This is a genomic window from Cognatundibacterium aquatile, from assembly GCF_014699135.1.
Taxonomy (GTDB): domain Bacteria; phylum Pseudomonadota; class Gammaproteobacteria; order Burkholderiales; family Burkholderiaceae_D; genus Undibacterium; species Undibacterium aquatile.
The window spans coordinates 101,299-118,365 of sequence record NZ_JACOFT010000001.1 but is presented as its reverse complement, the minus strand read 5'-3'; the positions used below and the strand labels follow the sequence as shown (position 1 = coordinate 118,365).

The window sequence follows — 17,067 nt, the reverse complement described above, 5'->3', positions numbered from 1 at the left end:
CTCACTTATTTACAAATGACTGTTGATATTCAAGCAGTTGCCACAAAATATTATCAGGCAGCGCGAATCCTCGCCAATCAAAACCACGGAATTATACGTGGTAGTGCGTAACATCGTCAAACGTTTGATGCAATGCATCAGAATGAGACATTTTTAATTTTTCCGCCCCGCCCTTATTTCATTCAACATGCTGGAAAGATAGTCCTGGCCTTGCTTCCAGACTCCCAGCCCTGAGTCACCATTGATGTGACCGTAAGCACCAATATTGTGAAATGTTGCCCCCCAGAGTCGAGCCCAGTTCTCAGCAACCTCTATTTCACACCAGGGATCATCTTCAGAAGCAACAACTTTGACTGGAAATGGAAAGCTCGTCGTCGGCATCGGTGCGAAACTTGGAGCAGGAAAGTTTTCCCGGTTCACGCTTGGCGGAGCAACCAATAAAGCAGCCTTGACTTTACTTTTGTCCCGAACACCGGGGAAATCCTGCGCAACCCACCATGCAGTCAATGCACAACCGAGGCTATGGGCTACCAGAACAATATCGTCGTCACAGGCATTGATTGCTGCGGATAAAGTCTGCACCCATAAATCACGGTCCGGCTGTTCCCAATTCGTTTGCTGAACACGTTCGACATCCGGCAAAGATGTCTCCCATAAACTTTGCCAATGTCCGGGCCCAGAATTGTACAAGCCCGGCAGAAGAAAAATTTTCATTTTGAATTTATTGACCTCGGATTTTCAAAATAATGCCGTCCAGAGAATCCAGATCGGCGAAATCAATCACCATCTGACCACGTCCTTTGCTTCCCATCTTCAGAGTTACCTGTGTCGCTAACACATCCGACAACTCTTCCTCCAGACGCGTGATATCGCGTGATTTTTCGGCTTTATCGCGAGGCTTTGCGCCAGAACTCATTTCAAGTGTCGTTTTTGCAACTAATTTTTCTGCTTCCCGCACAGACATGCGCTTTGCGACAATCTGATTCGCCAGTTGTATCTGCGTCGCCGCGTCAGTCGCCAGCAGCGAACGTGCATGACCCATATCGATATCACCAGCCATCAACATGGTTTGTACCGGCTTTGCCAGGTTCAACAAGCGCAATAAATTCGATACTGCACTACGTGATCGACCGACTGCGGTTGCCGCCTGTTCATGCGTAAACGAAAAGTCAGTAATCAAACGGTGGATACCTTGCGCTTCCTCGAGAGGATTCAGATCTTCACGTTGTATATTTTCAATCAATGCCATCGCGGCGGCGGCCTGATCGTCGACGTCTTTGACCAGTACTGGCACTTCGTCCAGCCCGGCCATTTGTGAGGCGCGGAAACGGCGTTCACCGGCAATAATTTCGTAGCGAATCACACCATTGTTTTGCCCCACCGGACGCACCAGTATCGGTTGCATCAGCCCTTGCGCCTTGATTGAGGCTGCCAGCTCTGTGAGTGCACCTTCATCCATGCGTGTACGAGGCTGATATTTACCCGCTTGCATTTGCGTTACCGGCAAGCTCGTCGGCGCACCACTGACCGTTGGTACTGCTTCTGCAAAATCCCCTGCACCACCTAATAATGCGTCCAAGCCACGGCCTAAGCCTTTTTGTTTTTTTGTGACCATGCTTATTTGTCCAATTGTTTAATTCTTTCAACCATTTCTGCACCGAACGCAATATACGCCTGCGCGCCTTTCGACGAGGGGTCAAATACCACGCCAGGAATGCCATACGAAGGGGCTTCTGCCAGGCGCACGTTACGCGGAATCAGTGTTTTGAAAACCTTGTCGCCAAAATGTTGCTCCAATTGATCTGATACCTGCTGCGACAAGGTCATGCGTGGATCAAACATTACACGCAGTAAACCAACGATTTTCAGATCAGGGTTCAGATTGGCGGAGACCTTCTTAATGGTATTTGCCAGATCGGATAAGCCTTCGAGCGCATAGTATTCGCATTGCATAGGAATGATCACGCCATGTGCGGCACACAAGCCATTCAACGTCAGCATAGACAATGCCGGAGGGCAATCGATCAGTATGAAATCGTACTCATCAGCAACGGCTGAAAGCGCGTCACGCAGACGTTTATCACGGTTGTCGAGCTCGACCATCTCAACTTCGGCACCAGCCAGCTCACGGTTCGCTGGCAGCACGTCAAACTTACCCGATTCAGAACGCTGGCGAGCAGTTGCGACATCGGACATGCCAAGTAACACTTCATAAACAGACGCTGTCAGCTTTGCCTTATTGATCCCCGCCCCCATGGTGGCATTGCCTTGCGGATCGAGATCGACCAGCAACACACGCTGCTCAAGCTTTGCCAGACCAGCGGCAAGATTAACGGTGGTCGTCGTTTTGCCGACACCACCTTTTTGATTTGCGACACAAAATATTTTTGCCATAGAGGTTCCGTGTAAATTTCAGACTGCAATTTTCTTGACAAAGACCAGGTGACGCTCTGCCTGCAGACCAGGTACTGCCAGCGCTTGTACACCCGTCACAACCCACCCCTCTGGCAGACGCTCAATCTCCTGTGCAGGAGCGATGCCTTTCATCGCAATAAACTGGCCGCCATCGGCCAATAAATGCCAAGACCAGTTAATGAAGTTACACAGCTCGGAAAAAGCACGTGAAGTAATAACGTCGAATTTATCCTTCACTTGCAAAGACTCGACCCGTCCCGTGTAGACGGTCACGTTACTTAGGCCAAGCTCAGTTTTCGCTTGCGTCAGGAAGGCAGTTTTTTTACTGACGGTATCGATCATGGAAATGCGGGTATCAGGGTATGCAATTGCCAGCATCATTCCTGGTAAGCCACCGCCAGCCCCAACATCCAAAATGTTTTTTGCGTCTTTAAATGCTGGTGCCGCAGACAGGGAGTCCAACAAATGCTGTTTCACCATTTCTTTAGGATCACGGATGGCGGTTAGATTATAAACAAAATTCCATTTAGACAATAATGCTAAATAGGCAATCATTTTGTCGATTTGTGCATCACTCAGGTCGAGACCTAACTCCTGCACACCATTTGCAAGCATATTCCGTAATGCTGAAATATCTCCACTCATTATGCATCTTCCCCTGTTGCGATCTCAGCGACAATTTCCGGCGTCGCAGCGAACTCTTTGAAGCCACGCTTTTTTAAGTGGACGAGTAAAAGCGAAATAGCTGCCGGGGTCACACCAGATATACGCCCGCATTGGCCCAAGGTTTCCGGCTGATGCTTATTGAGTTTCTGACGAACCTCGATCGATAAGCCATTTACTTCCATGTAATCAAAACCGACTGGCATTTTCAGGTTTTCGAAATGGGCGTGGCGCTCCACTTCTTTTGCCTGGCGATCAATATAGCCAGCGTACTTAATCTGAATCTCAACCTGCTCCCGCACAGCCTCATCGCCAACACCTGGCCCAGCCAGCGCCTGCCCTTCTACACCTTGCAGACTCATCAGACTTTCATACGTCACTTGTGGACGGCGCAGCAAATCTGCCAGTGAATATTCGCGCTCTAAAGCCTTACCGATGACACGTTCAGCTTCAACATCAGCCAGAATGCGTGGATTCACCCAAGTCGAACGCAAGCGTTCTAATTCACGTGAAACGCTTTCACGTTTTTGCTCGAACATCTGCCATTGCGTATCACTGACGCAACCAAGCTGGCGCCCTATTTCCGTCAGTCGCATATCGGCGTTATCTTCACGCAGACTTAATCTGAATTCCGCGCGACTGGTGAACATCCGATACGGCTCCTGAACACCTTTGGTAATCAGGTCATCCACCAACACACCGAGGTAGGCCTCATCACGACGTGGCACCCACGCCTCCTTGCCCTGTGTTTGCAATGCGGCATTCAAGCCCGCCAGCATTCCTTGTGCAGCCGCCTCTTCGTATCCTGTTGTGCCGTTAATTTGGCCAGCAAAGAACAGACCCTGAATTTGCCGTGTTTCCAGCGAAGACTTCAATCCGCGCGGATCGAAATAATCATATTCAATTGCATACCCTGGACGCAGGATGTAGGCATTTTCCATACCGCGCATTGATCGCACCAGATCAAGCTGCACATCAAACGGCAAACTGGTAGAAATGCCATTTGGATAGAATTCGTTCGTTGTCAACCCCTCAGGTTCAAGGAAAATCTGATGTGACTCTTTGCTGGCGAAACGATGGATTTTATCTTCGATCGACGGGCAATAACGCGGACCAACACCCTCAATAACACCTGTGTACATCGGGCTACGATCTAAACCTGCGCGGATGATATCGTGCGTTTTTTCATTGGTATGTGTAATCCAGCAAGGCATCTGCTTGGGATGCATGCTCGCATTACCCATATACGAAAACACCGGCACCGGATCCAGATCACCCGGTTGCTCCTGCATCACTGAAAAATCGATACTACGACCATCGATGCGCGGTGGCGTTCCTGTTTTCAGGCGACCTTGCGGCAAGGCCAGCTCTTTCAACCTCGCTGACAAAGAAATCGCTGGCGGGTCACCCGCTCTGCCTGCGGAGTAATTATTCAGGCCAACGTGAATTTTGCCGTCTAAGAAAGTACCTGCGGTCAACACCACTGCACGGGCACGAAATTGAATACCCACTTGGGTTACAGCGCCGACAACCCGATTGCCTTCCACCAGCAGATCATCTACTGCCTGCTGAAACAGCCAAAGATTAGGCTGATTTTCCAGCCGACTGCGTATCGCTTGCTTGTACAAAATTCTGTCGGCTTGCGCCCTTGTCGCACGTACCGCCGGCCCCTTAGATGAATTCAATATACGAAACTGTATGCCCGCCTCGTCTGTCGCAATCGCCATTGCGCCACCCATTGCATCAACCTCTTTAACCAGATGTCCCTTACCAATACCACCAATAGATGGGTTGCAGGACATCTGACCAAGTGTCTCAATATTGTGACTTAATAACAGCGTGGACTGCCCCATACGAGCCGCGGCAAGCGCAGCTTCGGTGCCGGCGTGACCACCGCCAACAACAATTACGTCGAATTCTTTAGGATAAAACATAGCTAGCTTCTGACAAACAAGGATTGCACGAGGCTCGATTATAGTTTGTTTTACGCCCCACTCACTTTTAACAATGCAAAACAGCCAAAAATTAGCCCGATTGTTTCACGTGAAACACCGGGCTAAATAACTAAACATCCGTTTTACCTCTAAGATTGTGTTTCACGTGAAACAATCATCTCAAAAATCCATCGTAACTTGTTTTGCAAATCAGGCAGATAACAACGAACAAAAACATTTTTCTGACAAACCCAGTACCGTGTTTGATAGCGAGATGGGTTCCAAGCAATGACCCGCCTATACCGCAAACCGCCATTAAACCGCCAAGCATCCAAAGGACATGCCCACTGAAGCCAAACCACGATAAGGCGGCGGCATTACATGCAACGTTTAACACTTTCGCTACCGCTGACGCTCTTAAAAAATCGTAGCCAAAAAATCTGACGAACAGAAACATGAAAAAACTACCCGTTCCCGGGCCAAAGAATCCATCATAAAAACCTATGCCGGCACCAACCAGCATCGCCAGCCAGATTTCTTTATTTCCGGAAAATAGCGGCCTATCTGCCGAACCAAAATCCTTTTTCTTAAACGTATAAATAGCAACTGCAACCAATACAAACGGCAACGCTTTCCGCAAATGGGTAGGTGGAATATGTGTGACCAGATACGCACCGCCAAAAGAAAAAAGGAAAGCCATGGCAGCTGCGGGTACCAACATCGCCCATCGCACCTTCACCTGACGTAAATAATTGCGTGCAGCTACTGTCGTCCCCCATACGCCGGCAAACTTGTTCGTTCCCAATAAGGTCGCAGGTGGCGTACCTGGGAAAAAAGAAAACAATGCCGGAACTTGCACTAATCCACCTCCGCCCACAATAGAATCAACAAAACCTGCGAAAAATGCAGCTAGCCCCAACAAAAGCATATCCATCATGAAATTTATTAACCTTCATCAAAATACAGACAACATCTGGCAAGCTAGGGAGAATAGCAATTCTTCGCAGTCTTAGGTAACACCGACACAATTATCTTTTGCCCGTCAAGAAAGGCATGTGCCATGAATAATTTCGAATTCCAGACCGTCCCTCACCTCATCAGTGAATCCGGTGCGGCCAGTCGTTGCGGCGACATCATACGTAAATACTATCCAGAAGCCCGTCATGTGTTGATCGTCACCGATGCCGGATTTCTAAAAACGGGATTAGTGCAACCGGCTATCGATAACATAAAAAGCCAGCAAATCCGGGGCAGCGTATTTTCTGATGTGATTGCCGATCCACCGGAAGCTGTCGTCCTACAGGCGGTTGCAAATGCGCGCGAACTCGGCATCGATCTGGTTGTAGGCTTGGGTGGCGGCAGTTCTATGGACGTTGCCAAGCTGATCGCCGTTCTCGCCGGAAGCGAGCAGCCATTATCGACAATGTATGGAATAGGTAATGTAAAAGGTGAACGATTACCCTTAATACAGATTCCGACAACGGCAGGCACAGGCTCAGAAGTGACGCCGATCTCTATCGTCACCACCGGCACCACTACCAAAATGGGGGTCGTCGCACCACAGCTATACGCCGACATCGCCATCCTCGATGCAACGTTAACGACAGGATTGCCAGCAAAAGTAACCGCAGCAACCGGAATTGACGCTATGGTGCATGCGATTGAAGCCTATACAACGCGCCATAAAAAAAATCCGATTTCTGACATGTTGGCGCGTCAGGCACTGAAATTATTGTGGAATAACATTGATCAGGCCTGCGGCAATGGCAGTAATTTAGCGGCGCGCCAGGCCATGCTGGTAGGTGCGATGATGGCCGGTCAGTCATTCGCCAATGCGCCGTGTGCGGCTGTTCATGCGCTCGCCTATCCGATAGGCGGCATATTCCATGTTCCACACGGTTTATCAAACTCACTGGTTTTACCACACGTCTTGCGTTTCAACGCGCCTGCGGCAGCAGAACTGTATGCGGAACTCGCTGAAATTATCGCGCCCGAGGCCATGGGCAGCGCAGAAGCACGCAGCAATGCCCTTATTACAGCCATGGAAGACCTTGCGCAGCGTGCCGGTATCGAAACCCGTCTTACTCAGGTTGGTGTCACTGAGAGCGATCTGGATCGTCTGGCAATCGATGCGATGCTACAGACGCGCTTACTTGGAAATAATCCAAGAGAAGTCAGTCTCGCCGATGCAAGAGCAATTTATGCTGCAGCGCTGTGAACTACAGCTATTTGAAAGACCGGTGAAGACAAGGCTGAATAGCCACGCGAGTTTCCCGACATAATCCTGCTGCGGGGGTGATGGATATTGGACATCCATTTTTTTACAAAGAGACGGTGTTTGTTAAGCAAGTGGATAACATCCGTGTTCCACGTGAAATAAGGAAGAGAGGATCGACCTTAAAATGAAATTTTATTATCAATTTTGCATTAAATAAAATTGATGTCATAAATGAAATACCCCGCACTTGCGGGGCATTTTTTCTGAAGTACAGAACCTGAACAATATTAACTCAGCTTCGTTTTACGTACGCGTTGCAGCCAGTCACTCAACTCACCGACAATTCCCTTACGGAACGCCAGCACGCAGACAATAAAGATCAGTCCGGTCACGATCGTTACGGAATCACCAAGATTACGGAACCACTCTACCGTCGTCCAGTCTGCCAGCAGATTGCCGAGGTCACCGAGTTTATTCTCCAACGCAATGATAATGATTGCGCCGACAATCGGGCCCACCAGGGTACCTAAACCGCCCACCAGGGTCATTAATACCACGAGGCCTGACATCGTCCAGTGCACGTCCGTCAGCGTCTCAAAACCGAGTACCAGCGTTTTAGTCGCGCCAGCTAATCCGGCAAGCGCAGCAGACAAGACGAAGGCCACCAGTTTGTACTTATCCACATCGTAACCAAGCGACACGGCACGCGGTTCGTTTTCTTTCACCGCTTTCAAGACGTGACCAAAAGGAGAATGAATCGCCCGCACCACCACTGCGAAACCGGCAATCGCAATTGCCAGCACCACGTAATACAAAGTAAGATCCGATGTCAGATCCAGGCTTCCCAGCAGTTTTCCGCGTGGAACACCTTGCAAGCCATCCTCGCCGCCGGTGAACTTCGCTTGCAGAAACACAAAATACAACATCTGCGCCAGCGCCAGTGTGATCATGGTGAAGTAAATCCCCTGCCGCCGTATCGCCAGAGCGCCCATCACCAGACCAATCAGGGCGGCGGCGAGGACACCAAGCACAATACCCAGTTCCATCGGTAAGCCAGCATCACGGATCGCCCAGCCAGCGACGTAACCGGCGCCGCCGAAGAAAGCCGCATGTCCAAACGACAGCAAGCCGGTGAAGCCGATCAGCAAATTAAAAGCGCAGGCAAACAAAGCAAAGCACAACAACTTCATCAGAAACACGGGATAGACAAAAAACGGTGCTGCCAGCAATACGGCAAGTGCAATGCCATAGCCAATTTTCTTATTCATAGAAGCTCCGATTATTTTTCTTTACCGAACAGGCCAGCGGGACGAATCATCAGCACGATCGCCATCACGATGAAGACAACGGTCGCCGATAACTCAGGATAGAAAACGCGTGTCAGACCTTCGATAATTCCGAGCGCGAGACCCGTCAGTATGGAACCGAGAATCGAGCCCATGCCACCAATCACCACAACCGCAAAAACGGTAATGATCAGATTCGAACCCATCAGCGGCGAGACCTGAATCACCGGCGCTGCCAGCACGCCGGCAAACGCAGCGAGCGCGACACCGAAGCCGTAAGTCAGCGTCACCATCAACGGCACATTCACGCCGAAAGCTTCGACCAGTTTCGGATTTTCCGTACCGGCGCGCAAATAAGCGCCAAGCTTCGTTTTCTCAATCACAAACCAGGTTGCAAAACAGACAGTCAGCGAAGCAATCACCACCCATGCGCGATAGTTAGGCAGGATCATGAAGCCAAGATTCGTCGCCCCCATCAATGCATCCGGTACTGAGTAGGGTTGCCCGGAAACGCCATAGACCGAACGGAAGACTCCTTCCAGCATCAGCGTGATACCAAAGGTCAGCAACAATCCGTACAGATGATCGAGCTTATACAGCCAGCGCAGCATCGTCTTTTCTATGATGATGCCAAATAAGCCGACCAACACCGGAGCCAGAATCAGCATCACCCAATAATTGATGCCAAAATAATTCATGCCCATCCAGGCCAGAAATGCGCCCATCATGTACAGCGCACCATGCGCAAAATTAATCACATTCAGCAAGCCAAAAATGACTGCCAGTCCGAGAGACAGCATCGCGTAAAACGAGCCATTGACCAAGCCCAGCAACAGCTGGCTCAGCATCGCCTGAAGCGGAATACCAAATATTTCCATGGCACTCTTTAGAAAATAACCCGCAAAACCGGCGGGCAGATGTCAGGAAAAGGATGTACTTCAACGTCGCTAAATCATTGCCAGGCAGCGCCAACGTACATCCGGCTTACGTATCAATTTATGTATCAATTTATGAGTCAATACAAGCAGAATGAACTTCCCTGCTCCAAGGACAGGAGTAGGGAAACCAGTACTTTATTTCCACAGAGCGCACTTGGATTCGGCTTTCGTCGTGAAGGCCTGTTCACCTGGAATAGTCTGCGCCACTTTGTAGTAATCCCAAGGCTCTTTTGATTCGGCTGGCGACTTCACCTGCATCAGATACATATCGTGAATCATGCTGCCGTCAGCACGGATGTAGCCATTTTTCGCATAGATATCGTTGATCTTGGCGGCCTTCAGTTTCGCCATCACTTTATCGGTGTCGTCGGAACCAGCGGCCTTGACTGCGTTCAGATATTGCAAGGTTGCGGAATAATCAGCCGCTTGCAAACTCGATGGCATCTTTTTCATTTTTTCAAAATAACGACGCGACCATTTACGTGCTTCATCATTCTGATTCCAGTACCAGCTGTCCGTCAGATACATGCCACTCGTCAGGTTCAGTCCCAGAGAGTGAATATCATTAATAAACATCAGCAGACCAGCGAGCTTCATGGTTTTGGTAACACCGAATTCATTCGCTGCTTTAATCGCATTGATCGTATCGCCACCGGCGTTAGCCAGTCCCAGAATCTGGGCTTTCGATGCTTGTGCCTGCAACAGGAATGAAGAGAAATCAGACGCGGATAATGGATGTTTGACCGATCCGGAAACACTGCCACCAGCGGCTTTCACAACACTGGAAGTATCACTTTCCAACGATGCGCCAAATGCATAATCGGCAGTCAGGAAATACCAGCTTTTACCACCCTGTTTAACAACCGCAGAGCCTGTGCCTTTCGCCAGCGCGACGGTATCGTAAGCATAGTGAATTGTGTTTGGTGTGCATTCTTCGTTGGTCAATCGTGCAGTACCGGCACCGATAGAGATGAACACTTTTTTCTTTTCTGCTGCCACTTTCGACATCGATAAAGAAGTGCCGGAATTAGTACCGCCGATCAGCATATCCACACCATCGCGGTCAAACCACTCACGTGCGCGGCTTGCCGCAATATCCGCTTTATTCTGATGATCGGCCGTTACCAGCACAATCTTTTTACCGAGCACAGTGCCGCCGAAATCAGCGATCGCCATTCTGATCGCTTCCGCACCGCCGTTACCGTCGATATCAGAATACAAGCCGGAAATATCTGTGACGAAACCAATCTTGACGACATCGCCCGATACCTGAGCGCTGGCCGTCCCTGCGAAAGCCGCGAGTGCAGCACTGACAGCCAGACTGGCAATTTTAAATTTTGTGTTCATTTGTCTTCTCCTATCGTTTTTATAAACGCCCGCGCCATTGCTATGGCTGCAGGAACCACCACCATCAATTTACACGCCCAACAACTCATTCAACACAGGCATTTTTTCCTGCAATTGCGAGGCTGCAAAAGTCTCGACAATCTGTCCATGTTCCATCACATAAAACCGGTCCGCCAATGGGGCTGCGAAACGGAAATTCTGTTCCACCATCACGATGGTGTAACCCTTCGCTTTCAGGGTGGTAATCATGCGTGCCAAAGCCTGCACAATCACCGGTGCCAGACCTTCGGAAATTTCGTCCAGCAATAGCAAACGCGCCCCGGTACGCAGAATGCGCGCCACCGCCAGCATCTGTTGTTCACCACCGGACAGACGCGTACCCTGACTGTTTTTGCGCTCTGCGAGATTCGGAAACATATCGTAAATTTCTTCCACCGACATGCCTTGCGCATCACGCGAAACCAGCGGTGGCAACATCAGATTTTCTTCTGTGGATAAGGAAGAAAATATCCCGCGTTCTTCCGGGCAATAACCGACGCCAAGATGAGCGACTTTATGCGTCGGTAAATGAATCGCTTCGACACCGTTGATTTTGATCGAGCCTTTGCGGGCGCCTGTCAGCCCCATGATCGCGCGCATCGTTGTCGTGCGGCCTGCACCATTCCGACCAAGCAAAGTCACAACCTCACCCTGATTCACTACCAGGTTCACATCATGCAAAATATGCGACTCACCATACCAAGCTTGCAGATGCGAAATCTCCAGCGCTGGGTTTGTTTCGGCTTGATTCGTTGAAACACTCATGCGTGCGCTCCTTCCAATTCGCCGCTGGTGCTTCCCATGTAGGCTTCCATGACTTTAGGATTTTTCGATACTTCAGCATAAGTGCCCTCGGCCAGCATGGCGCCACGCTGCAACACAGAAATTTTGTCGCAGATGCCGGACACGACACTCATATTGTGCTCGACCATCAGAATGGTGCGCCCTGCCGATACTTTTTTGATCAGTTCAGTCACACGATGTACGTCTTCATGCCCCATTCCTTGCGTTGGCTCGTCAAGCAACATCATCTCCGGCTCCATCGCCAGCGTCGTCGCAATTTCCAGAGCGCGTTTGCGGCCATACGGCAGATCCACGGTCATGGTATCGGCAAATTCAGTCAGATCGACTTCAGCCAGCAACTGCATCGCACGATCATTCAGGTTACTGAGGCTATTCGCGCTTTTCCAGAAATGAAACGACGTGCCGAGGCTGCGTTGCAAACCTATGCGTACATTTTCCAGCACGGTCATGTGCGGGAAAACAGCAGAAATCTGAAATGAGCGGATGATGCCCTGGCGTGAAATCTGTGCCGGTTTCGCAGACGTGATATCACGCCCGTTAAACAGAATTTCACCGGATGTCGGTACCAGGAATTTGGTCAGCAAATTAAAACAGGTGGTTTTACCGGCACCATTCGGCCCGATCAGCGCGTGGATATGCCCACGCTGCACCTGCAAATTCACTTCGCTTACGGCAGTGAAGCCCTTGAACTCTTTGGTCAAGCGCTTAGTCTCGAGGATGACATTGGTCATCGCGTCTCCTTATTGTCTTGCTTCAGGCCCTCTTTGGGGATCCAGTTTTTTTAACATGACAAACTTACTGTTCGTGCAGTAAGTATTTATTATTTTTTATTCAAAAAGCACCTGTCACCATCTCTGATGTTGCCGCAGCTCAACGCATTGAAGCGTTATGCCATGCGACTTCCGACAAATACAGTACTGGCGTTTCTTTGAATTTTTGATAGTACCTATCAAACGGATTTTTCAACAATACGGTATAACTACTGTACGTAGTTTCACGCAAGCTGACATAAAAATAAAGTTCGTTTATCGTTCTCCGGACAAAATAGACCGCGCCGCTTTTTCAGCGATCATGACAGTCGGTGAATTGGTATTACCTGAAGTGATTGTCGGCATCACAGAAGCATCTGCCACCCGCAGCCCGGCGATCCCTATGACGCGTAAATCGCTGTCGACAACTGCACTGGTATCATCACGCCGCCCCATCTTGCAAGTACCGACCGGATGAAAAATTGTCGTGCCGATATCACCAGCCGCTTTCGCTAATTCTTCTTCCGTACGAAATTGCGCACCGGGTTTCATTTCCTCCGGCTGATATTTTTTCAACGCAGGCGCCGCAACGATCTTGCGTGTCAGCGTCAGCGAGTCTGCGGCAATCTTACGGTCTTCATTTGTACTCAGATAATTCGGCACGATTTTTGGTGCCGCTAAAGGGTCAGCACCGGTGATCCGCACATAGCCGCGCGACGTTGGGCGCAGGTTACAGACACTCGCGGTAAACGCCGGAAAATCATGCAAAGGATCACCGAATTTTTCCAGCGACAAAGGTTGCACATGGTATTGCAGATTCGGTGTTGCCTGCGACGCGTCAGAGCGGGTAAAAGCGCCCAGTTGCGACGGTGCCATCGACATTGGACCACTCTGGAATAACGCATATTCGAGACCGATACGCGCCTTGCCCAGCAGACTGTTAGCCATCTTGTTCAGTGTTTTCGCACCCGTTATTTTGAAGGCAGAACGGATCTGCAAATGATCCTGCAAATTACCACCAACTCCTGCCAAATCGTGGACAACAGACACACCGGCTTGCTGCAATTGGCTGCCGTCGCCGATACCGGAATACTGCAAAATCGCGGGTGATCCTATCGCGCCTGCGGCCAGCACCGTTTCCTGAACGGCATCGGCAAACCACTCACGACCGCCGCCAATAAATTCGACACCGGTACAACGTTTGCCGTGTTCATCGTCAACAATGCGCAGACGCCGGACCTGGCAGCCAGTCATGATCGTCAGGTTGCCGCGTGTTGCGGCAGGCTTCAGAAAGGCTTTCGATGCATTCCAGCGGATGCCGCGTTTCTGGTTCACATCAAAATAGCCGCAGCCTTCGTTATTGCCGCGATTAAAGTCGTCGGTTTTTGGGATGCCGACTTCTGCTGCCGCATCGCGAAATGCATCCAGAATTTCCCACGACAAGCGCTGCTTTTCTACGCGCCATTCACCACCCTGACCATGAAATTCCGCATCGCCGCTGTAATGATCTTCGCTCTTTTTAAACAGTGGCAACACCTGATCCCAGCGCCAGCTATCGTCCCCGGTCAGCGCCGCCCATTCATCGTAATCACGCTGCTGACCACGCATATAAATCATGCCGTTGATCGATGAACAGCCACCCAGCACTTTGCCACGCGGATAGATCAGGCTGCGCCCATTCAGACCCGGTTCGGCTTCGGTACGCAGCATCCAGTCCGTGCGTGGATTATTAATGCAATACAGATAGCCAACCGGAATATGTATCCACACATAATCGTCTTTACCACCGGCTTCGAGCAGTAACACGCGCTTGTCCGGGTTCTTCGACAAACGATTCGCCAATACACAGCCGGCAGTACCGGCACCGATCACGATGTAATCAAACTGTCCTGCTGATTCCATGTATTTTTTCCTTAGCTTTTACGAGTCGCTGTCTGCATTTCCTGCACCAGCGTAGCGACCAGATCTGCAGCATGAACATCACGCGCGCGGGCAACACCCTGCCCACACCACATTGACATGAATTCGGTTTTGCTTTCTTTTGCCGCTGCCGAGCGTATCGCTCCGGTCAGGGCGTTTTGCACAGGGTACGCTGGCACCTGATCTGCCACGGATTCCATTAGTTGCATGAAACGGTTATCCAGACCACGCGCAAAACGGCCGGAAAACGCGCGGGTCTGACGCGTGGTAGCACTGGTGTCGCTGGTCGCTGCCAGTAAACGCTGTTTGTAAGCGGGATGAATTCCAGACTCTTTCGTGGTCAGGAATGCCGTTCCCATCTGTACCCATTGCGCGCCGGCAGCAAGAGCAGCAGCGATATCCGCACCGTCCATGATGCCACCCGCAACGATCAGCGGAATCTGTATCTGCGGGCGGCAAACGGCCAGCAATTCTGCGGTGCTCAGCGTTGCGTCCTGCTGCGCCCCGATGAAAGTGCCGCGATGTCCGCCAGCCTCAGTGCCCTGCAGGCAAATTGCGTCGGCACCTATCGCTTGCCAGACAATGGCTTCCGCCAGATTCGTCGCGGTACCGATCACCAGTATTCCGGCCTCATGCAGACGTTGTACCTGGCTGCCATGCAAAACATCGAAGGTAAAACTGGCGACTGCCGGACGTGCGGTGATCAAGGCATCTAATTGCGCTTCAAAATCCTCGCACCAGCGGGTTGGTGTCGGCAAGGTCGTCCAGCCTAATTCGGCGCACACCGGTTGCAGCAATAATTTAGCCGCCTCTATCTGGGCAAAATCGACTTGCGGGCGCGTCTGTACAAACAGATTGATGGCAAAGGGTTTATCCGTCAGGCGACGAATATGTTCGGCTTGCTCAATGATCGCCAGCGGCGTCAGCAAAGGCGCTGCGAGAGAGCCCAGCGCACCGGCTTCCGATACTGCCGCCACCAGTTCCGGCGTCGTCGCGCCGCCTGCCATCGGCGCCTGGATAATCGGGTACTGGCATAAGGTGTTGATCGTCAACATAATGTGGTTCTTTCACATACTGGGGAGGAGTATGAGTTACTGCACCCGTTAACCCCTTTATTTATAAGGACATCAGATGCAAACTGAAAGATACTCCCCCATCCCGCAGAGGCAATCTGGGTGCGGAGGGTTATTCGGGCGGCTCCCGGCAAGTCTTTACAACATCAACGCACCGGGAGCAGAGGAAATTACTTCGCTACCGGCATCGTGAATTCAGCACCTTTGCCTATGCTGTCTGGCCAGCGCTGCATCACGGATTTGTAACGGGTATAGAAGCGTATGCCTTCTTCGCCATACGCATGCTGATCGCCGAACAAAGAACGTTTCCAGCCACCAAAAGAATGCCATGCCATAGGCACAGGAATAGGTACATTGATACCGACCATCCCGACCTGAATACGGCGTGAAAATTCGCGTGCCGTGTTGCCATCGGACGTGAACAAGGACACACCATTGCCGAATTCATGGCGGTTAATCAGCTCAACGGCCGACGCAAAATCCGGCACGCGGATGATGCACAATACCGGCCCAAAAATCTCTTCGCGATGAATTTTCATGCCTTCTTTGACGTGATCAAACAGTGTGCCGCCGAGGAAGAAACCGCCTTCATGACCAGGCACAGAAAAGCCACGTCCATCAACCAGCAATTGCGCGCCTTCAGCCACACCATCGGCAATATAGCCTTCGATTTTTGCCTTGTGCACCGCTGTTACGACCGGCCCCATTTCGGCATCGGCTTCCATGCCATTTTTAATGATCAGCGTTTTTACGCGGGGCACCAGTGCGGCGACCAGTTTATCGGCCACATCACCGACCGCCACCGCCACAGAAATTGCCATGCAACGTTCACCTGCAGAGCCGTATGCCGCGCCCATCAAGGCGTCGACGGCCTGATCCAGATTCGCATCCGGCATCACAACCAGATGATTTTTAGCACCGCCGAGCGCCTGTACGCGTTTGCCCAGGCGTGTGCCTTCGCTGTAAATATATTCGGCAATCGGCGTCGAACCAACGAATGAAACAGCGGACACATCCGGATGCTGCAGCAAGCCATCCACCGCGACTTTATCGCCTTGCAATACGCCGAACACGCCATCTGGTAAGCCCGCTTTTTTCAACAAATCAGCAATCAGCAATGCGCAGGAAGGATCGCGCTCAGAAGGTTTCAGAATAAATGTGTTACCGGTCGCAATCGCCAGCGGAGCCATCCACATCGGTACCATGAAAGGGAAATTAAACGGCGTAATACCGGCAGTCACACCGAGCGGCTGACGCAGGTTGTAATTGTCGATGCCACCGCCGATGTTGTCAGAAAACTGGGTTTTCAACAGTTGCGGCATACCGCAGGCGAATTCAACGATTTCAATACCGCGGGTGACTTCGCCCATCGCATCCGACAAGACCTTGCCATGTTCACGCGTGATCAGCGCGGCGATTTCTTTATGATGCTGATCCAGCAGTTCTTTGAACTTGAACATAATGCGTGCACGCTTGAGTGGCGCGGTCTCCGCCCACGCTGGCGCTGCCGCTTTCGCCGCAGCCACCACCGCATTCACTTCGTCCAGATTCGCCAGCACCACTTGCGCCACAACCGCGCCGGTCGCCGGATTAAACACGTCCTGCTGACGGCCACTGGCCGAGCTTACTACCTGGCCATTCATAAAATGCTGTATCAACGATGTCATAAGAAACCCTTAGT

Annotated in this window: 15 protein-coding genes; 1 reads left to right on the top strand and 14 read right to left on the bottom strand. The window is 50.9% G+C overall.

Annotated features, from left to right (window positions below; translation table 11 throughout):
- Nucleotides 1-153 precede the first annotated feature (153 nt).
- From H8K26_RS00540 to H8K26_RS00515, 6 genes are all read right to left on the bottom strand, one after another.
- Nucleotides 154-714, bottom strand: a complete 561-nt coding sequence (locus tag H8K26_RS00540) for an RBBP9/YdeN family alpha/beta hydrolase (RefSeq protein ID WP_190476574.1) — start codon at nt 712-714, stop codon at nt 154-156.
- Nucleotides 715-721: 7 nt separating this feature from the next.
- Nucleotides 722-1,615 (bottom strand): ParB/RepB/Spo0J family partition protein, encoded by an 894-nt coding sequence (locus H8K26_RS00535; protein ID WP_190476572.1) that lies wholly within the window; start codon nt 1,613-1,615, stop codon nt 722-724.
- A 2-nt stretch (nt 1,616-1,617) separates the two neighbouring features.
- Complete coding sequence (locus H8K26_RS00530) at nt 1,618-2,394, bottom strand: ParA family protein (RefSeq protein WP_186884094.1); 777 nt, start codon at nt 2,392-2,394, stop codon at nt 1,618-1,620.
- A gap of 18 nt (nt 2,395-2,412) precedes the next feature.
- Nucleotides 2,413-3,060: a 16S rRNA (guanine(527)-N(7))-methyltransferase RsmG gene (gene rsmG / locus H8K26_RS00525; RefSeq protein WP_190476570.1), complete on the bottom strand. Its 648-nt coding sequence runs from the start codon at nt 3,058-3,060 to the stop codon at nt 2,413-2,415.
- The gene (gene mnmG / locus H8K26_RS00520; protein WP_190476568.1) at nt 3,060-5,012 is read right to left on the bottom strand and encodes a tRNA uridine-5-carboxymethylaminomethyl(34) synthesis enzyme MnmG; all 1,953 of its coding nucleotides are present in this window, start codon (nt 5,010-5,012) and stop codon (nt 3,060-3,062) included. Before mnmG ends, rsmG begins: the two co-directional genes overlap by 1 nt.
- A gap of 175 nt (nt 5,013-5,187) precedes the next feature.
- Complete coding sequence (locus H8K26_RS00515; protein WP_186884097.1) at nt 5,188-5,949, bottom strand: sulfite exporter TauE/SafE family protein; 762 nt, start codon at nt 5,947-5,949, stop codon at nt 5,188-5,190.
- A 123-nt stretch (nt 5,950-6,072) separates the two neighbouring features.
- On the opposite strand from H8K26_RS00515, the gene H8K26_RS00510 reads away from it, so the two are divergent.
- The gene (locus H8K26_RS00510) at nt 6,073-7,230 is read left to right on the top strand and encodes an iron-containing alcohol dehydrogenase (protein WP_190476566.1); all 1,158 of its coding nucleotides are present in this window, start codon (nt 6,073-6,075) and stop codon (nt 7,228-7,230) included.
- Nucleotides 7,231-7,517: 287 nt separating this feature from the next.
- Here H8K26_RS00510 and H8K26_RS00505 read toward each other — a convergent pair whose 3' ends face one another.
- From H8K26_RS00505 to H8K26_RS00470, 8 genes are all read right to left on the bottom strand, one after another.
- Nucleotides 7,518-8,498 (bottom strand): branched-chain amino acid ABC transporter permease, encoded by a 981-nt coding sequence (locus tag H8K26_RS00505; protein ID WP_190476565.1) that lies wholly within the window; start codon nt 8,496-8,498, stop codon nt 7,518-7,520.
- An 11-nt stretch (nt 8,499-8,509) separates the two neighbouring features.
- Entirely contained in the window at nt 8,510-9,394 is an 885-nt protein-coding gene (locus H8K26_RS00500) for a branched-chain amino acid ABC transporter permease (protein ID WP_186884100.1), read from the bottom strand.
- Nucleotides 9,395-9,589: 195 nt separating this feature from the next.
- Nucleotides 9,590-10,801 carry an ABC transporter substrate-binding protein gene (locus H8K26_RS00495; protein ID WP_190476563.1) on the bottom strand — a complete coding sequence of 404 codons (1,212 nt, stop codon included), beginning with the start codon at nt 10,799-10,801 and terminating at the stop codon, nt 9,590-9,592.
- A 69-nt stretch (nt 10,802-10,870) separates the two neighbouring features.
- On the bottom strand, nt 10,871-11,605 hold the full coding sequence (locus H8K26_RS00490; RefSeq protein WP_190476561.1) for an ABC transporter ATP-binding protein: 735 nt from the start codon (nt 11,603-11,605) through the stop codon (nt 10,871-10,873).
- Entirely contained in the window at nt 11,602-12,375 is a 774-nt protein-coding gene (locus H8K26_RS00485; RefSeq protein ID WP_186895968.1) for an ABC transporter ATP-binding protein, read from the bottom strand. Before H8K26_RS00485 ends, H8K26_RS00490 begins: the two co-directional genes overlap by 4 nt.
- Nucleotides 12,376-12,669: 294 nt before the next feature.
- Nucleotides 12,670-14,295: a GMC family oxidoreductase gene (locus H8K26_RS00480; RefSeq protein ID WP_190476559.1), complete on the bottom strand. Its 1,626-nt coding sequence runs from the start codon at nt 14,293-14,295 to the stop codon at nt 12,670-12,672.
- A gap of 11 nt (nt 14,296-14,306) precedes the next feature.
- Complete coding sequence (locus tag H8K26_RS00475) at nt 14,307-15,368, bottom strand: NAD(P)H-dependent flavin oxidoreductase (protein ID WP_190476557.1); 1,062 nt, start codon at nt 15,366-15,368, stop codon at nt 14,307-14,309.
- Between the two features lie 188 nt (nt 15,369-15,556).
- On the bottom strand, nt 15,557-17,053 hold the full coding sequence (locus H8K26_RS00470) for a CoA-acylating methylmalonate-semialdehyde dehydrogenase (RefSeq protein WP_186884106.1): 1,497 nt from the start codon (nt 17,051-17,053) through the stop codon (nt 15,557-15,559).
- Nucleotides 17,054-17,067 lie beyond the last annotated feature (14 nt).